This window comes from Bradyrhizobium sp. LA2.1, from assembly GCF_040547725.1.
GTDB lineage: Bacteria > Pseudomonadota > Alphaproteobacteria > Rhizobiales > Xanthobacteraceae > Bradyrhizobium > Bradyrhizobium barranii.
In genome coordinates this window covers 366,179-382,598 of sequence record NZ_JBEPQI010000007.1, presented here as the reverse complement: position 1 = coordinate 382,598, position 16,420 = coordinate 366,179, and the positions used below count along the sequence as shown (strand labels likewise).

General features: G+C 62.6%; 17 protein-coding genes and 2 pseudogenes. 14 read left to right on the top strand and 5 right to left on the bottom strand.

The window, feature by feature from the left end:
- Positions 1–16: 16 nt before the first annotated feature.
- The 4 genes from ABIB95_RS16760 to ABIB95_RS16745 all read left to right on the top strand — a co-directional run bounded on the left by ABIB95_RS16760 (position 17) and on the right by ABIB95_RS16745 (position 4,214).
- On the top strand, positions 17–1,261 hold the full coding sequence (locus tag ABIB95_RS16760; RefSeq protein ID WP_354240645.1) for an acyl-CoA dehydrogenase family protein: 1,245 nt from the start codon (positions 17–19) through the stop codon (positions 1,259–1,261).
- Positions 1,262–1,266: 5 nt separating this feature from the next.
- A complete protein-coding gene (locus ABIB95_RS16755; protein WP_354240643.1) occupies positions 1,267–2,307 on the top strand; it encodes a phosphotransferase family protein in 1,041 nt (346 codons plus the stop codon).
- 17 nt (positions 2,308–2,324) lie between these two features.
- Entirely contained in the window at positions 2,325–2,990 is a 666-nt protein-coding gene (locus tag ABIB95_RS16750) for a nitroreductase family protein (RefSeq protein WP_354240641.1), read from the top strand.
- A 72-nt stretch (positions 2,991–3,062) separates the two neighbouring features.
- Complete coding sequence (locus ABIB95_RS16745; protein ID WP_354240639.1) at positions 3,063–4,214, top strand: CaiB/BaiF CoA transferase family protein; 1,152 nt, start codon at positions 3,063–3,065, stop codon at positions 4,212–4,214.
- A 219-nt stretch (positions 4,215–4,433) separates the two neighbouring features.
- Here ABIB95_RS16745 and ABIB95_RS16740 read toward each other — a convergent pair whose 3' ends face one another.
- The 4 genes from ABIB95_RS16740 to ABIB95_RS16725 are packed head-to-tail and all read right to left on the bottom strand — an operon-like array spanning position 4,434 to position 6,186.
- The gene (locus tag ABIB95_RS16740) at positions 4,434–4,802 is read right to left on the bottom strand and encodes a nuclear transport factor 2 family protein (RefSeq protein ID WP_354240637.1); all 369 of its coding nucleotides are present in this window, start codon (positions 4,800–4,802) and stop codon (positions 4,434–4,436) included.
- A gap of 15 nt (positions 4,803–4,817) precedes the next feature.
- Positions 4,818–5,276 (bottom strand): nuclear transport factor 2 family protein, encoded by a 459-nt coding sequence (locus tag ABIB95_RS16735; RefSeq protein ID WP_354240635.1) that lies wholly within the window; start codon positions 5,274–5,276, stop codon positions 4,818–4,820.
- Between the two features lie 41 nt (positions 5,277–5,317).
- Positions 5,318–5,701, bottom strand: coding sequence for a Rossmann-fold NAD(P)-binding domain-containing protein (locus ABIB95_RS16730; protein WP_354240633.1), 384 nt, complete (start codon positions 5,699–5,701; stop codon positions 5,318–5,320).
- Positions 5,665–6,186, bottom strand: a complete 522-nt coding sequence (locus tag ABIB95_RS16725) for an SDR family oxidoreductase (RefSeq protein WP_354240631.1) — start codon at positions 6,184–6,186, stop codon at positions 5,665–5,667. Before ABIB95_RS16725 ends, ABIB95_RS16730 begins: the two co-directional genes overlap by 37 nt.
- A gap of 162 nt (positions 6,187–6,348) precedes the next feature.
- Between ABIB95_RS16725 and ABIB95_RS16720 the strand changes: the two genes are divergently transcribed.
- The 6 genes and pseudogenes from ABIB95_RS16720 (at position 6,349) to ABIB95_RS16695 (ending at position 12,172) form a co-directional block, all read left to right on the top strand.
- Positions 6,349–7,212, top strand: coding sequence for a LysR family transcriptional regulator (locus ABIB95_RS16720; protein WP_354240629.1), 864 nt, complete (start codon positions 6,349–6,351; stop codon positions 7,210–7,212).
- Between the two features lie 853 nt (positions 7,213–8,065).
- A complete protein-coding gene (locus tag ABIB95_RS16715; RefSeq protein ID WP_354240627.1) occupies positions 8,066–8,656 on the top strand; it encodes an RNA polymerase sigma factor in 591 nt (196 codons plus the stop codon).
- Positions 8,657–8,855: 199 nt separating this feature from the next.
- On the top strand, positions 8,856–10,775 hold the full coding sequence (locus ABIB95_RS16710; RefSeq protein WP_354240718.1) for a vWA domain-containing protein: 1,920 nt from the start codon (positions 8,856–8,858) through the stop codon (positions 10,773–10,775).
- 382 nt (positions 10,776–11,157) lie between these two features.
- A pseudogene (locus ABIB95_RS16705) lies at positions 11,158–11,514 on the top strand (DUF1109 domain-containing protein); the annotation flags it as partial.
- Between the two features lie 50 nt (positions 11,515–11,564).
- Positions 11,565–11,732: pseudogene (locus ABIB95_RS16700) on the top strand (GDP-L-fucose synthase); the annotation flags it as partial.
- Between the two features lie 236 nt (positions 11,733–11,968).
- A complete protein-coding gene (locus tag ABIB95_RS16695; RefSeq protein ID WP_166092593.1) occupies positions 11,969–12,172 on the top strand; it encodes a hypothetical protein in 204 nt (67 codons plus the stop codon).
- Positions 12,173–12,296: 124 nt separating this feature from the next.
- On the opposite strand, the gene ABIB95_RS16690 is transcribed toward ABIB95_RS16695, so the two are convergent.
- The gene (locus tag ABIB95_RS16690; protein WP_354240624.1) at positions 12,297–13,061 is read right to left on the bottom strand and encodes an IclR family transcriptional regulator; all 765 of its coding nucleotides are present in this window, start codon (positions 13,059–13,061) and stop codon (positions 12,297–12,299) included.
- A gap of 202 nt (positions 13,062–13,263) precedes the next feature.
- Between ABIB95_RS16690 and ABIB95_RS16685 the strand changes: the two genes are divergently transcribed.
- Genes ABIB95_RS16685 through ABIB95_RS16670 form a run of 4 tightly spaced genes read left to right on the top strand, consistent with a single transcriptional unit; the run spans position 13,264 to position 16,386 of the window.
- Positions 13,264–14,094, top strand: a complete 831-nt coding sequence (locus tag ABIB95_RS16685) for a transporter substrate-binding domain-containing protein (RefSeq protein WP_283016894.1) — start codon at positions 13,264–13,266, stop codon at positions 14,092–14,094.
- 17 nt (positions 14,095–14,111) lie between these two features.
- Positions 14,112–14,828: an amino acid ABC transporter permease gene (locus tag ABIB95_RS16680; RefSeq protein ID WP_354240622.1), complete on the top strand. Its 717-nt coding sequence runs from the start codon at positions 14,112–14,114 to the stop codon at positions 14,826–14,828.
- Positions 14,825–15,643, top strand: a complete 819-nt coding sequence (locus tag ABIB95_RS16675) for an amino acid ABC transporter permease (RefSeq protein ID WP_354240620.1) — start codon at positions 14,825–14,827, stop codon at positions 15,641–15,643. The genes ABIB95_RS16680 and ABIB95_RS16675 overlap by 4 nt, the downstream gene beginning before the upstream one ends.
- Positions 15,640–16,386, top strand: a complete 747-nt coding sequence (locus ABIB95_RS16670) for an amino acid ABC transporter ATP-binding protein (protein ID WP_354240618.1) — start codon at positions 15,640–15,642, stop codon at positions 16,384–16,386. Before ABIB95_RS16675 ends, ABIB95_RS16670 begins: the two co-directional genes overlap by 4 nt.
- Positions 16,387–16,420 lie beyond the last annotated feature (34 nt).

Here is a 16,420-nt window from a genome sequence, read left to right as displayed (position 1 = left end):
GAACAGGAGAGGCACCGTGGATTTCGAACTGCCGAAGGACATCACCGACAAGCTCGCAGAACTCGACGCCTTCATCGAAGCTGAGATCAAACCGCTCGAGCGCGATCACAAGCAGTTCTTCGACCATCGTCGAGAGAACGCCCGCACCGATTGGGACAATGACGGCCGTCCGCGTGATGAGTGGCGGGCGCTGATCAGCGAAATGGAGCGCCTTGCCGACAAGGCCGGGCATCTTCGCTACGGCCTACCGAAATCCTGCGGCGGCCAGGGCGCCTCGAACCTCGCGATCGCCGCGATCCGCGAGCATTTGGCTGGCCGCGGACTGGGGCTGCACAACGATCTGCAAGATGAATCCTCCATCGTCGGCAATTTTCCGATCGTCCCGGCGCTCGCCGACTACGGAACGGATGAGCAGAAGACCTACATCGAGGGCATCATCACCGGCAGGAAGCACCTCTCCTTCGGCCTGACCGAGCCGGGGCATGGCAGCGATGCGACCTGGCTCGAGACCACCGGCGTGCGCGACGGCAATCATTGGGTCATCAACGGCCGCAAGCGCTGGAACAGCCAGGTCGCCCGCGCCCACGCTAATCTGGTGTTCGCCCGCACCTCGGGCAAGCCGGGCGAGGCCAAGGGCATCACGGCCTTCATCGTGCCGACCGACACGCCCGGCCATAACGTGCTCTACAATCACTGGACCTTCAACATGCCCAGCGATCACGCGGAGACGGAGCTGTCGAACGTGCGGGTGCCGGACAGCGCCATTCTGCACAGGGAAGGCGAGGGCCTCGTCGTTGCGCAGCGCTTCGTGCACGAGAACCGCGTCCGGCAGGCGGCGGCCAGCGCCGGGGCCGCGCGCTATTGCATCCAGGAAGCCGTGAAATACGCGAAATCGCGCGTCGCCTTTGGCGAGCCGCTCGCCAAGAAGCAGGCCGTTCAGTTTCCCCTGGTCGAGCTTTGGGCGGAATACCAGATGCTGCGCAATTTCATCTTCCGGACCGCCTGGCAGATGGATCGCCAGAATCCGCTCGAGATCAGCGACATGGTGTCGATCTGCAATTTCCGCGCTAACCGGCTGTGCTGCGAGGCCGCCGATCGCGCGATGCAGGTGCATGGCGGCATGGGTTACAGCCGTGCATTGCCGTTCGAGCACATCTACCGCCATCACCGTCGCTACCGTATCACCGAAGGGACCGAAGAGGTGCAGATGCGGCGTGTCGCACAATATCTGTTCGGCTTTAGCGGCAAGAGCGCGAGCTGAGCGCGATGAACGTGCAGGCGAGCGACGGCGATCTGGATTTCGACCTTCGTCGGCTCGACGCTTATCTGAAGGATTGGCTGGGCGGGACTGCGGGGGCGAAGGTCACGCGCACCAGCGGCGGCATGTCCAATCCCACTTACTTCGTGACGCGGGGTGGTTGGCGCGGCGTGCTGCGCAAGCAGCCGAACAGTGTGCTGATGCCGTCTGCTCACGCGATCGACCGCGAATATCGGGTGCTCACGGCCCTTGAGACGAGCGACGTCCCGACGCCGAAGCCCTACCGCTATTGTGAGGATCGGGAGGTTCTGGGCACGCCGTTCTATCTCATGGAATGGCTGGAGGGGCGCGTCGTCTATGACTACGCCCTGCCGGGCTTTGCGCGCGAGGAGCGCGCTGCTTGCTATCGCTCAATGTGCGCGACGCTCGCCGCAATCCACAAGCTCGATTACGGGAAAATCGGGCTCGGCGATTACGGCAAGCCGGGCAACTATTTTGCGCGCCAGCTCAATCGCTGGTCCAGGTTGTGGGGCGAGTATCGCCGGGGTGATGACGATAACCCCGCTCTCGACAGAATGGTGCGCTGGCTGGCGGAACGCGTGCCCGCGAGCGAGACGCTTGTCCTTTGCCATGGCGATTTCCGCATGGCGAATGTGGTATTTCATCCGACCGAGCCGCGTGTGATCGGTGTGCTCGACTGGGAATTGTCGACACTGGGCCATCCGCTCGTCGACCTCGCGTTCAACAGCCAGGCCTGGCGCATGGCGCCGGACGAGAACGGAGGACTACTCGGCCTGCCGCTCGACGATATGGGAATTCCGAGTGCGCGGGATTATCTCGATCGTTACTATGAATGCGCGGGGGCGACCGAGCGCCTGACAGTCTTCCATCAGGTCTTTGCGATGTTCCGGGGCGCCGTCGGAAGCGCCGGCGTGGCAGCGCGTGGCGATCTCGGCAACAATGTGTTGCCGGACGCGGCGAATGTTGGCCGACGGCTCGCGCGTGCCTATGCAACGCGCGGCATGGCATTGATCGAGAGCGAGCCATGAGCCCCGTGGAGCGACCTATGATGAATGTCGACGACGCGATCCGCCTCCGGCGGTCCGTGCGCGGATTCCTTCCGCGCGAGGTACCCGAGGCAACGCTGTACGAGATATTCGCGCTCGCGCAGTGCGCGCCTTCCAACTGCAACGTTCAGCCATGGACCCCGCACGTCGTGTCAGGGGACAGGCTCAGGCGCCTGCGTGAGGCGCTGGTTGCGGCGGGGATGCGCGACGATCCGATCAAGCCGGATTGGCCGGCCGACGGCAAGTTCACCGGAATCTATCGGGAACGCCAGGTCGGTGCAGCGCAGGCCCTCTATGGGGCCATGGGGGTTGCGCGCAGCGACGCGGTCGGACGCAAGCTCGCCTATATCCGCAACCACGCCTTCTTCGATGCGCCGCATGCCGTATTGATCTTCATGCCGGAGCCTTTCGATACGCGCGAAGCGGCCGACATCGGTATGTATGCGCAAACGCTCATGCTGGTGCTGACCTCGCGTGGGATCGCCTCCTGCGCGCAGGGCGCGCTCGGGTTGTTTCCAGACATCGTTCGGGAGCAGCTCGACGTCTCCAGCAACTACAAGCTGCTGTTCGGCATCTCGTTTGGCTATGAGGACCACGACGTCAAGGCCAATGCGGCGCGTGTCGACCGGGCCAGGATCGATGACGTCGTGCGCTTTCATCGCTGAGGGTGATCGGGCAGCGAACTTCATCGTCCCACGTCGCGATCCCACCGATGTCCAGGAAGAGGAGAGTTCATCGTGACCGGCCCCCTGCAAGGCTTTCGCGTCGTGGAAATGGGCGGAATCGGCCCGGCGCCATTTGCGGGCGCGTTGCTCGGCGATCTCGGCGCCGACGTGCTGCGCGTCGATCGCATCCCGAAGCCCGGTGTCGAGCCGGACCTGCCCGCGCAGTTCGACTTCTACAATCGCAACAAGCGCTCGGTTGCGCTCGATCTCAAGCAGCCGCAGGCCATTGCGACGGTCCTGAAGCTGGTGGGACAGGCGGATGCGCTGATCGAAGGGTTCCGTCCTTCGGTGATGGAGCGGCTCGGACTTGGTCCCGATGCCTGCCATGCCGTCAATCCGCGTCTGATCTATGCGCGCATGACGGGATGGGGGCAGGAGGGACCGATGTCGCAGGAAGCGGGACACGACATCAACTATCTGGCGCTGACCGGTGCGCTCCATTGTTTGGGCGATACCGATCGCCCACCGCCGCCACCGCTCAATCTTGTCGCCGATCTGGGCGGCGGAGCACTCTACCTGACCGTCGGCGTGCTTTCGGCGGCGATGGAGGCGCAGCGATCGGGGAAGGGACAGACGGTCGACGTGGCCATGATCGACGGCGTGACGCACCTGATGTCGGCCTTTCAGGCGTTCCGGCAGCAAGGAAGCTGGACGGAGCGACGTGCGGACAACATCGTTGATGGCGGAGCGCCGTTCTATCGCAGCTATGCGACGAAGGACGGCAAGTTTATCGCTATCGGGGCGATCGAGCCGCATTTCTACGCCAATCTGCTGAAGGTAATGGGCTTAAGCGCCGAGGGACTTCCCGATCAGAACGACCGCGCGGCGTGGCCGGAGATGCGCCAATGCTTCGCGAATATATTCGCTGGGCGTACGCGGGATGAATGGGTAGCGGCCGCCATGGGGCACGACGCCTGTCTCGCGCCGGTTTTGACGATCAACGAAGCCCCGTCGCATCCGCAGATGAAGGCACGAAACGTCTACACGATGTTCGACGGGGTACGGCATCCGAGTCCGGCACCGCGTTTTTCCAGCACGCCCTCCGAGCTTCACACACCGCCGCCGTCGCCGGGGCGGGACAGCCGCCAGGCACTCGCGGATTGGGGCGTGCTGCCGGATCACATCGCCACACTCGAGACGTCCGGCGCGATAGCGGCGGAGTAGCGCGGCCGCCATTCTGACAACGCAAAATTCTGTAATGATCTCAACGGGCCAAAAACAGCGAAAATGTCAGAACGGCCCTTGAGAACACGCCAGTATTTCGAGACTTCCAAGCTGAATACGAGGGTTCGATTCCCTTCACCCGCTCCAGCCTTTTCAGTGGCTTGAGGCGAATGCTCGATCTCATTCCGACAACTGTTGAAGTCCTTTCGGCAACCCGGCTCAATCGCGCGCAGGCTTGTCGAGAAAGGTGTACAGCGCCCGAATTCTCCCGTGCTCGAAGATCGCGACGTCCATGCCTGTGACTACAGGAGGAGCTCCAGCCGGTCCCAGGTGCCACTGCAAGCGGCCGAGATCGTGGTTCACCTCGGCAGGTCCTGTCGCGCGAAACACAAATCCGGGAGCTTCTAGGAGAATGCGCTCGATCCTCGCGTTTAGAGCTTGGTGGCCAACGATCCGTTCCCCCGCTTCAAAGAACGTGCAGTTCGCAGTGTAGATTTCGGCGATCGCGACCGCTCGGCGCGCGGAGTCTGGCTGCCCGAATACTTCGAGCAGGTTTCTTTCCATCAGAGGACCAAGGGTGTCGCTCATGGCTGACCCTCCTGTTTAGAACATGCCGTGTGGATTGGCACGCGGGACATCCGGCGCAAGCCAAGGAGCCGAGTTTTTCGGATTGCCGACGAGCTGCAAGGTATCCCAATGCTCGACGGCTTTTCCGTCGGCATCCATCTTGTAGATGTCGACGCCGGCGATCCCCGTATCGTTCGGATCGTCGTTGAACAGATTCAGAAAATTCACGTGCGCAAACACATAGTCGCCGACGGCGATGATCTTGTCGACGACGACGCGCGCGTTGGCGCGCTCCCTGGTGATCTGGCCGAAGAACTGCCCCAGCGCCTTCGCGCCATCGGCAATGAGCGGATTGTGCTGGACGTAGCCGGGGGCCATGAACCGTTCCACGAACTCTTCCGACTTCTTCTTGTTAATCACCAGATCATAGAAGCTGAGGACGTTGTCCTTGTTGCGAACGGCGCGGCTGTCGTTGGGATCTACGAGCACGATCATGCTCACTCCTTTGGTGTGAAGCTTGTGGCTGTTGGATGAATTCAGGTCAGACCGACGATCTGGAGACGGAGTGCATCCAGTTCGGCGTCGGATTTCTCGCGAGCAAACCGAAGCATCTCGTCGGCGTCTTCGCCGACCGGCGCGCGGCTGGGGGCGGGTACTTGCTCTGCCAGCTCGATCACCCGCTTCGCGGCCAGGACGGAATCGAGCCCTCTGTCCTGCATGCCGTTGAGGGCGGCTGCGAATGAATCGAAGGTCTGTCCGTATAACGCGCGTTGGTCCGACGTCATCCCGTCGGCAACGCGCTTGAGGGCGGCCGCAGTCTTCGCCGGACCGCCGGTTTTCATATTGCCCGCCGCCGCCACGACGACGTCGACCCCAAAGGACTTCAGCTCGGCGCGGTAAACGGCTGCAAATGCCTCCATGGCCGCCTTCGACGCGCCTGATGGTCCGTTGAAGGGGAGCGGAACGCTCGCCGTCCAGGTACTGACCTGGACGAGCGGCCGCGCGCCTTCCTCAGCGCCGGCAGGAAAGCGTTCATGACCGACAGAGCCCCGAACACGTTGACGTCGAACTCGCGCCGGATGGCGTCGAGCGGCAGAACCTCGATCGGGCCCGGGGTCAGGATGCCCGCATTGTTGATCAGGAGATCAAGGCCGGAAGCGCCGAGCGCGTCGGACACGCCGTCCGCCCAGGCTTTCACAGCCTGCTCCCTGGTCATGTCGCAGACGGTCAGGCTGACGCGCCCGCCGGAGGCGTCCTTCATATCCTGGACCTCCGCGGCGGACATGGCCGTGCCGAAAACGACGTAGCCTTTGGCGGCCAGTCCGAGCGCGATATCGCGGCCGAGGCCGCTGCCGGCGCCGGTGACTGCGGCGGAGCGACGCGAGTGTTCAGAGGGGCTCGGCATTTGAGATCTCCGTTTCAGTAGGCGGTGAGTGCTTTGGATGCGCGCGGCGTTGTCCGCTCTGACCGGGGTCCGCTCTGACAGGGTTTTATGATGTCGTTCCTGAATGTGATGCGGTAGCCTCGCGATCTGCCTAACCGTGTCGCCGAAAGCGGAACGCCGAGAATGGATATCGAAGACCTGCGGACTTTTGTCGAAGTGGCCGATGCCGGCGGTGTGTCGTCGGCCGCGCGCCGCCTCGGCGTCTCGAAATCGATCGTCAGCCGGCGGCTGTTCCGGCTAGAGGCTGAACTGGGCATCCAGCTTGTTGCACGGACAACTCGCGGCGCCGCGCTGACGGAGGCCGGCGTCACGTTCCGTGACCACGCCGCTCGGGTCTGCGCCGAAATCGACGTCGCGCGGGAGACGATCCTGCCCGCCGGGGATCTGCGCGGCCGGCTGCGCGTTGCAGCGCCGCTGACCTTCGGCCCGACGGTTTTGGCGCCGGTCTTTGCGGAGCTGGCGCGGCGCCACCCGCTGCTCCACGTGCATGCGAGCTACAGCGATCGCTTCGTGGACCTTGTCGGCGAGGGCTTCGACTGTGCCGTACGCGTTGGCTATCTCAGCGATTCAATCCTGATGGCGCGGCGCGTCGGACCAATCCATGGTGCCCTCGTCGCAAGCCCGGATTATATCAGGGAGCATGGAGCTCCCGAGACGCCGGACGAGCTACTCACGCATCAGGCGCTCATGCAGGGTACGGAAGCCTGGCAATTCATCGACGGGGACAAAACAATCTCCATTCATCCGCAGGGGCGGTTCAAGGCGGACAACGGCACTGCTCTCGTCGTTGCCGCTGTAGCAGGGCTCGGCATCGCCTGGCTTCCTCATTGCCTCGTCGAGGATCATTTGGCTTCCGGCGCCCTTAATCCGGTGATGACACGCTATCCTCCCCCCACAGCCGGAGTGTTTGTTGTCCGGCCGCCGGGGCAGCACCCAGCTCGAAAAGTCCGAGTCCTCACTGAACTGCTGATCGAGCATTTCGGATAGTTGGTCGATGCATCCGCGATGGGCTGGCGCCCGTGAATGGGAGCCGAGGAGGATTCCGTTAGCGTGAGCCGACCTCCGTCGATTCGTCCGAAGAAGTCTGCGAACAACGACAGAATGTACTGAGGCCGTCATCCGTTCGCATTGGCTGGCGCTTCGTCGCTGTTCTGACAACGAGAAATTCTCTAACGATCTCAATGGGCTAAAAAAGCCGAAAATGTCAAAAGGGTTTTTGAAAACGCTACAGTATTTCGAGCCTTCCAAGCTGAATACGAGGGTTCGATTCCCTTCACCCGCTCCAAATTTTTCGAAGATTTTGCGAGAGGGGTCAGATTTCATTCTGACAAATCGGCTGCTTTACACGTTCTGATGCTCGCTTTCCTATCGGCTGTTTCGCGCCTCTCTTGATAGCTTTCGTATTCCCCGCACTGGATAGGAACCGCGAAAGGCAACCAGTCAGAATCCCGGTTGGCGACCCCCCTCTTGGCCTTCGCCGGTGTGCGACCGGCTGAAGCGAGGCTAATTGGACCGGGCCACGCCGACCCGCCTGAAAATCCTGGGCATGGTCGCCCGGATCGTGTTCGCCGCCACGATGCTTGCGTTGCTGCCGCCACAGAGCGCTGTAAGGCCCTGGTGTTGCGCCGTCCGGAAATTTTTTCAAACCTGGCCCAAGGATTCCTGCGTCTCGTTCGTCTCAATTCGTGAATGCCCGGAAAATCTCCTCTCGGCGCCCCGGCTTATGGGTGGAACTACTATGGTAAAGCGCATGCGGTTGCGGTCCAGGACGGGACTGGCCGGGGGACCGGGTAACGGTCCCAATTGTTTTGCTCAATCCTGTCGGCTTTGAGGAACGGGCATGGGGGGCGCCATTCAGCTTATGACCGCAGAGGTGACTGAGCCGCCGGATGGCGGCGCCACGGATGACGACCTCGTCAGTCTGGCCACGCAGGGCAACCGTGCTGCATTCGAAGCCTTGTTGCGGCGTCACTACGACCTGATGCACCGGGTTGCGTGGCGCATGACCGGCTCCCAGACTGACGCGCAGGACATTTGTCAGGATGTCTGCTGCGCGCTGGTGGAACGGATCGCTTCTTTCAGGGGGGAGGCGAAGTTCACAACCTGGCTGGTCGGTATCGTGCGCAACGCCTGCCATGACCACCATCGGCGTCATTCGACGTTGACGCGCCTGAAAGGCCATCTCGCCGTTCTTGCCGAAATGGCGTCGCCGCCGGATGGTCGGGATCTCTTTCGTCGCAGCTGGCTCGCGAGCGAGCTGGCGCGGCTTTCGCCGCTGCTGCGGGAGACGGTCGTGCTTGTGGTCGGCGAAGGCATGACGCACGCGGAGGCGGCCTCAGCCCTGGGCGTCTCCGAGTCGACCATCTCCGGCCGCATGCACGAGGTGAGGCGACAGGCGGGTCTCGCGAAGGACATTGGCGATGAGTACTGATCACGACATCATGCGTTTGCCCGACCCTCCGCCGCCTGCGCCGGACGCGCGTGCCTCGGCTGTGCAAGAGGCGCTGCTGCGCTTCGATCAAAAAAGCGCCGAGGAAAAAAACGCCAACGACAGCCAAGGAATGCCGACCGACATCCGTCTCATCGAGCGAACCGCCGCGTCCTTGCGGCCGTCGCGCGAGAGGACTGTCATGAAGCGTACGCGTTATCTCCTGGCCGCCAGCCTGGCCTGCATTATTGCCGGATCGGGCGCCTATCTCCATCTCATGCGGTCGCCGCAGCCGCAGGACGTCGCTGTGCGCGTCGAACGGCTGGCTAGCAGCGACGTCGCTCAAGCTCCTTCGACAGTGCAAGCAAAGCAGGAAAGCGAAAGCCAGGCTCAACCGCAAACGCAAACCCAAACCGCCACTCAGGCCGGAAAGCCCAGCCAGGAAGCTGCCGCGCCTTCAGCTGCCGCGGCGCCGCCTCCCGCCAGGCCGCGCGTGGAAAATCAGATCGCCGGTCGGTTGAGGGCTCCCATGCAGGGGGCACCGTCAGAAATGTACGCTTTTAGAGGCCGGACCGATTCCGGCTTGACGCGCGCTTCGCCACCGGCACCTGCGTCGCAGATGGCGCAGGCTGAAGTCCCGCGAAACGCCCACCAGCGCGAGCACGCTCCTGCTGCGTCCGAGTCTGTCGGCCGCGACAAGTTTGCGAATGCGCCGGAAAACGCCTTCAAGGTCGCGCGCGATGCACCCGTCTCGACATTATCCATTGATGTCGACACGGCGTCGTACGCGTTCGTCCGCGCACAGCTCAACCGCAATGTCCTGCCGCCGGCCGCGTCCGTTCGGACCGAGGAGCTGATCAATTACTTTCCCTATGCCTATGAAGCCCCCGCATCGGCGAGTGAACCGTTCCGAGCCAACGTTGCCGTGTTTCCGAACCCCTGGGCGGAAGGCCGCAAGCTCATTCGCATTGGCGTCAAAGGTTATGCGCTGCAACAGACGAGCCGACCGCGCGCGAATCTCGTTTTCCTGATCGACACATCGGGCTCGATGGAGCCGCAGAACCGGTTGCCGCTCGTGAAGCAGTCGCTCGCCATGCTCGTTACCCAGCTGAAGCCCGAGGACCGCATCGCGATCGTGACCTATGCCGGAAATGCCGGCACGGCGCTCGAGCCCACTTCCGTGTCCGAGAAAGCGAAAATCCTGGCGACGATCGATCGGCTCGAGGCGGGTGGCAGCACGGCGGGTGCCGAAGGCATCAGGCAAGCCTATGCGCTTGCAGAGCAGAACTTCGACGCCAGCGGCGTCAATCGTGTCATCCTCGCCACCGACGGCGACTTCAATGTCGGAATTACGAACAAGGATGAATTGAAAGGTTTCGTCGAGCGTCAACGCGAAAAGGGCATTTTCCTGTCCGTGCTCGGCGTTGGTGTCGGCAATTACAACGACGCGCTGGCGCAGACGCTGGCGCAGAACGGCAACGGCGTCGCCGCCTACATTGATACGATCAACGAGGCACGCAAGGTGCTGGTCGAAGAGGCAAGTTCGACGCTGTTTCCGATCGGCAAGGATGTGAAGATCCAGGTCGAGTTCAATCCGGAAACCGTCGCCGAATATCGGCTCATCGGCTACGAGACGCGACTTCTCAATCGCGACGATTTCTCAAATGACAAAGTCGATGCCGGCGACGTCGGCTCGGGGCAAACCGTGACGGCGCTCTACGACATCGTGCCTGTCGGCGGGCCTCGCGTGGTCGACGATCTTCGATACGGTGCGCAAGCCCCGGCGAGCGACTCACCGTCGCCGGCCGAATATGCCTTCGTCAAGATCCGCTACAAGCTGCCGCGATCCGATCAAAGCGTGCTGGTCAGCACCCCCGTCGATCGCGCATCGGAACATGGCCGCTTCGAGGACGCGCCACTCGATGCCCGCTTTGCAACCAGTGTTGCCGCGTTCGGCGAGATTCTACGTGGCGGAAAGCACACCGGCCGGTTCGGCTATGACGACGTGCTCCGTATCGCCTCGGCCGCGCGCGGCGACGATCCTTACGGCTATCGCTCCGAGTTCCTTCAGTTGGTGCGCGCGGCCAAAACTGCGAGCGCGATGCAGCCGCTGCGACCGTGATCACTCTTCGATTTAGGCCAGCGCGCCCATTCCGGCATCGACAGGAAGCGGAGCAAAGTTGCCTCCGCTTCCGGGCCTCCCAACGCGATGCGAAGCCATCAAGGCGGAAAATTTCGTGCCGCCACCGCTCGCTGGATGGTAGCGCTTAGGCGGTGTCAACGCCGTGTGCCACATCCAAACAAGAAAGCGGACGCGTGAATTGTCACGAAGAGACTCGCGCTCTCGGCTCACACGCGTCGATCCTCACGAGGGCGTGATGTAACTGATCGCCGACCGTCGCCGAATTCAGGACCAGGGGGCTTCTCAATCCGTCCCGCCCGTGGGATTTTGCGGCCATGAAATTTCGAGCTGTCATGTGCTGAAGCACAGCATGGCGGTCGTCGTCCTGCCGTTTCTGCTGATCGCGGCGCTGGCGCTCATCAGCATCGGTTCGGCGCCGGTGTCGCACTGGGACCGAATGGTTGCGGGTGACGCGTGGTTGGAATGTCTGGTGTCGATCCCGATCATCGCCATTGTGCCATTTGCGCTGACGATGTGGGCGGTGCGTCAGGCGGCACCGACGGACCTGCGCCGAGCAGGGGCGTTCGCTGGTCTTGTCGCTGGCGGCATCAGTGCGGTGGCCTACGCGCTTCACTGCACCGACGATTCGCTGCCCTTTGTCGCGCTCTGGTACGGTGGAACGATCGTGGTGTGCACTTTGGCGGGGGCCGCGCTCGGGCCGCGGCTACTGCGGTGGTGAGGTGTTGCGTCAATACCGACGTCGCACTCGAAACCGCGACAAATGCGTGCGGCGATATCAGTGTCGATAGCTCGCGTCCCGATGGAACGCCGCGCAAGCCGCTCGACGTCGGCCGTCTCGCCAAGCTCGGCTGGCGTGCCACGACCTCGCTTCACGATGGCTTGAAGTGCGCCTATGCGGCGTATCAGGCCGGAGCGCCGGTGGCGGCGCGAGAGTAGGAACCTTCACCGCACGCAAGAGTTGGCCGGTCGGGCAGGGCGAAAAGCCAAACGAGGCCGACCGTGCAAGGAGCTGTGCGCGTGCTCTCCACCGCGCAAATCGCGGGTCATCCGATGCTGTCGCCATCGACAAGACCGGCGCACTGCTGGTCGCCGACGACGGCGGCAACACCGTGTGGCGGGTGACGGCAGCCCATCCGCAGGTCACGCAGCGCTAGATATCGAGGAGTTGCACCATGGGCCTTGCTCAATACGCGATCGTGCCGGTCGAGGACGAATGGGGCGTGCTGCATGACGGCGACGTCAAAAGCAAATACGCGACCAAGGAAGCCGCGTTCGAGTCCGCGGTCGCTGCCGCCTCCCTGGCGATCCGTCAGGGGCATGAGGTGCATGTCAGCGTGCCCGGTCGCGAAGCCGGCGGGAATGCGCTGGGAAGCTAGGGATGCGATCAAGCCCGTGCGCTTGTGATCCTGAGCGAGTACCGCGCCACGACTGCGCATCATCCCTACGTGAACGAGATCCGCTAACCTGTTTCCGGCCGTCGCCACGCCACCCTGATCCTTCCTACTGACCGACGATGGCGTCGATTTCCTCCTTCAGGAGGGCGCCGTAATGTTCGAGGACGCCCGGCGTCAGCTTGGCGCAGAGCAGCGTGAAACTGAGCGCCGCGCCCGGCTTTTCGCCCGGCGTCATGATCGGCAATCCAACTCCGGCAATGCCGGGAATGAGCTCGCCCACATCCACCGCGTAACCGCGGCGACGGGTGTCGGCAATCAGCTGTCGAACCTTGTCCTCGGTGAGGTTGCGATAGGACGCGTAGCGCCCGAGGTTGGCGCGGATGATGTAGTCCTGCTCGTCCTCATCCAGGAATGCGAGCATTGCGATCGAACCGGGGCCCACGCCGAGGGGGACGAAGCCGCCGATCGATCCCGTCAGGGTCGGCACGATGCATTCGCCGTCGCGCCGGTCGAGACAAACGGAATCGTGGTTGAAGCGGGCCATCAGATGGGTCGTGTCGCCGGTGCGGCGCCTGAGCCGGGACAGCGCGATCTCGCAGCGGCTGATGATGCCGGGGCCGCGAGCCGCGCGGACGCCGTAGATCGCCATGCGTGCACCCAACCTGTAGCGCCGTTTTTTGTCGTCGCGGGCAAGCAGCTTGTGACCGACCAGCGTGTTGAGGATGCGGTGACAGGTGGCGGTGTTTAGCCCGGAGCGGGCCGCCAGGTCCTTGAGCGAAAGGCCCTCGACGCCGCCATCGGCGACGAGATCCAGCAGGATGACGGTCCGGTCGAGCAACTGGGCTCCACCGGAGGGCGGTTGGGCGATCACCGGCACAGTATCTCACATTATGAAAAAAGAGGCCTCGGCAACTTGTACATTGAGAAAGATGCGTCTCCAATGATGAAAATTAGGTCGCTTGGGATTGATGCATACTTTTTGAGCGACCTGATTTCTGCATTCGCAAAGCTGATGGCTGACGCGGGGCTGTGGCAACAGCGCTGGAAGGCCGTGATTTATCCAGAGGAACAGGATGACAGGCTTCAAAACGATGATGGGCGTTTCCGCTGTTGCGCTCGCTGCTTTTTTTGCTGGTAGCGCCGCCGTGGCGGGCACGCTTGAGAACGTCAAGGCACGCGGCAAGCTCGTCGTCGGCGTGAAGAATGATTACGTGCCCTATGGCTTTCTGAACGACAAGGGCGACATCGTCGGCTTCGAGGTCTCGCTTGCGAAGTACGTTGCCAAGGAGCTCCTTGGCTCCGAGGATAAGATCGAGCTCGTGCCTGTCGTCGCGTCCAATCGCATCGAATTCCTGACCGCCGGCCGCATCGATGCGATCTTCGCCACGCTCGGCGTCACGGCCGAGCGCGCCAAGGTCATCGACTTCACGACGGAATACGTTTCCGCTGCCGGCCCGTCCGTGCTGGCGGCCAAGGAAGCGACGGTCTCCAAGTGGGAAGAGCTGAAGGGCAAGTCGGTCTGCGGCATCCAGGGCTCCTACTACAACAAGAAGATGACCGAGGAATTCGGCATCAATCTCGTGGCCTTCAAGACCCAGCCGGAAGCCTATCGTGCGCTGAAGGACAATCGTTGCATCGGCTTCGTCTTTGACGACATGACGCTTCAGCAGAAGCTCAAGGAGCCCGATTGGGCGAGCTACAAGATCGCGGTGGCGCCGTATGAATTCCAGCCGATGGCCGGCGGCCTCCGCAAGGGAGACACGGAATTCCACGAAGCCGTCGACAAGGCCATCGCGAAGGCCGAGGCCGAAGGCAAGCTGATTGCGTGGGAGACCGAGTTCGGCATGCCGCACTCCGACTACATCGCCGCGCGGGCGAAGGCTGCGGTCGCGAAGAAGAACTGACGCACACGGAGCGGCCTTTGTTCGGACTCGACTATTCCTGGCTCGCGGATCCTGCGTACCAGCAATGGCTGCTGACCGGTGTCGTCAACACGCTGAAGCTGGCGGCGCTCTCATCGGGGGCCGCCATCCTCATCGGGATGCTCGGGGCCCTCGGGCTCACGCTGCGGATTTTCTGGCTCGATGCCCTGATCGAGCTGTTCGTAGAGGTGTTCCGCAACACGCCGCCGCTGCTGCAGATGTTGTTTGCCTATTTCACCTTCTCGAACCTCGGCCTCAAGGTGACCGATCCGTCGACGGGATTATCGGTTCCGCTTCTCAGTGCCTTTGCCTGTGCTGCGATTTCGCTGAGTCTCTTCGGCGGGGCGCTGGCGACCGAAGCCTTCCGCTCCGGCATCGAAACCATGCCGCGGTCGATCATCGATGCGGCGCGGTCGCTGGGGTACGGCCGATGGGCCCGCTTCTGGCGCATCGAGGCGCCGATCGCCACCCGCATCTGCCTGCCGGGACTGACGAACATCCTGACCAACCTCTTCAAGACGACGTCGCAGGCATCCGTCATCACCGTGCCGGAACTGATGTACTACGCCGGGCAGATCTACAATGACACGTTCCGCACGCTGGAGGTCATGATTCTGGTCCTCCTCATATATGTGGTGCTGGTGTCCATCCTCACATTTGCAATGGCGAGGCTCGAAGCCTTCATGGCCTTCCCGGGTTACGGGAGGGGGCATTGATCGCGGGCTCCATGCTCTCCTATGACGGAAAGAAGCGCGCCGTTCTGCTGCTGATCGCCCTTGGCGTCGCGATCTGGATCGCGGTCGATGCGGCGGCGGGCGGCTCGGCGCACTGGAGCCGCGTGCTGGCGCGGCTTCCTCTGCTTCTCACCGGCTCGGCGTCCGGCTGGCCGATCGCGGGCGGCTTTGCCCTCAATATCATTCTCTCGATCGCCTCCATGGCACTGGCGACGGTGCTCGGTACGATCATGGGTCTTGCGACGCTCGCCAGGTTCGGACCGATCCGGGTCCCGTCTCTTCTGCTGATGAATTTCCTGCGCAATTCACCCTGGCTCGTTCTGCTTTTTGCAACGCTCTATTTCCTGCCGTTTGAGATGCATGTCTTCGGCACGACCATTGCGTTCCCGCCGTTCGTGAAGGCCGTGATTGGCCTTGCGCTGCCAACGGCGGCGAATTTCTCCGAGGTGATCCGGGGCGCCGTTCAGTCCATTCACAGCGGTCAGTGGGAAGCGGCACGTTCGCTCGGCTATGGCACCGGCCAGATCTATCGCCACGTGATCATGCCACAGGCGCTGCGGCGCATGATCCCGGGCTGGATGAATTCCTACGCGTTGCTGATGATCGCGACAGCGCTCGCCACGGTGACCGGTATCCAGGACGTGCTGACAATTCTGAATACTTTGCTCGCCATGGAGAACGAGCGCGTGATCGTCTACTTCTATTTGACCATCCTCTTCCTGTTCATCGCCTATTGCTATCCGATCGCGGTCGTCGCGCGCCGGTTGGAGCGCGCCGTGAAGGGAGAAAGCCTGTGAACCGCATCGACGCGCTGATCGAGCTCGACAACGTCCGCAAGTCCTTCGGTGACGTCCCTGTTCTCAAGGGCATTTCGATGTTCGTGCAGAAGGGCGAGGCAGTCTGCATTATCGGTCCTTCCGGGTCGGGAAAGTCCACCATTCTGCGCTGCATCAACGGCCTGATTCCCGTGGACGAAGGCTTTGTCCGCGTCGGCGCACACCGTGTGCATGAAATGAGGTCGGAAAAGCAGATGCGGGTGCTGCGCCATCAGGTCGCGATGGTGTTCCAGCAGTACAATCTTTTCCCGCATCGTACGGCACTGGAAAACATCATGATGGCGCCGATCCAGGTTCTCGGACACGATCACGCCGAAGTCGAGGAGCGGGCCCGCAAGCTCCTGAAGAAGGTGCGGCTCTCGGAGAAGGCGGACAGCTACCCGGGGCAGCTGTCCGGCGGCCAGCAGCAGCGCGTGGCAATTGCCCGCGCACTCGCGATGCAGCCGGAAGCGATCCTGTTCGACGAGGTGACGGCTGCGCTCGATCCCGAAACGGTAAAGGACGTGCTGTTCGCGATCCGCGAACTGGTGGAGGAGGGCCTCACCTGCATTCTCGTGACGCACGAGATGAAGTTCGCCCGGGAAGTCTCGCAACGCGTTTGTTTCACCGATCGTGGTCTGATCGTGGAAAGTGCGCCTCCTGCGGAACTCTTCGACAATCCGCAAGACCCGCGCACGCGCGAATTCCTCGGTCAGGTTCTCTGATCGCACCACCGGGGCGGACGCGCTGCGTGGTGCG

Bases quoted from the DNA above. Each gene is read 5' to 3' on its own strand.
- ABIB95_RS16735 (WP_354240635.1), bottom strand. From the start codon at position 5,276: ATGATCGTGCTCGTAGATCCCAACGACAGCCGCGCCGTTCGCAACAAG.
- ABIB95_RS16685 (WP_283016894.1), top strand. From the start codon at position 13,264: ATGACAGGCTTCAAAACGATGATGGGCGTTTCCGCTGTTGCGCTCGCT.
- ABIB95_RS16715 (WP_354240627.1), top strand. From the start codon at position 8,066: ATGGGGGGCGCCATTCAGCTTATGACCGCAGAGGTGACTGAGCCGCCG.
- ABIB95_RS16730 (WP_354240633.1), bottom strand. From the start codon at position 5,701: ATGGAGGCATTTGCAGCCGTTTACCGCGCCGAGCTGAAGTCCTTTGGG.
- ABIB95_RS16725 (WP_354240631.1), bottom strand. From the start codon at position 6,186: ATGCCGAGCCCCTCTGAACACTCGCGTCGCTCCGCCGCAGTCACCGGC.
- ABIB95_RS16710 (WP_354240718.1), top strand. From the start codon at position 8,856: ATGAAGCGTACGCGTTATCTCCTGGCCGCCAGCCTGGCCTGCATTATT.
- ABIB95_RS16750 (WP_354240641.1), top strand. From the start codon at position 2,325: ATGATGAATGTCGACGACGCGATCCGCCTCCGGCGGTCCGTGCGCGGA.
- ABIB95_RS16720 (WP_354240629.1), top strand. From the start codon at position 6,349: ATGGATATCGAAGACCTGCGGACTTTTGTCGAAGTGGCCGATGCCGGC.
- ABIB95_RS16755 (WP_354240643.1), top strand. From the start codon at position 1,267: ATGAACGTGCAGGCGAGCGACGGCGATCTGGATTTCGACCTTCGTCGG.
- ABIB95_RS16740 (WP_354240637.1), bottom strand. From the start codon at position 4,802: ATGAGCGACACCCTTGGTCCTCTGATGGAAAGAAACCTGCTCGAAGTA.
- ABIB95_RS16695 (WP_166092593.1), top strand. From the start codon at position 11,969: ATGGGCCTTGCTCAATACGCGATCGTGCCGGTCGAGGACGAATGGGGC.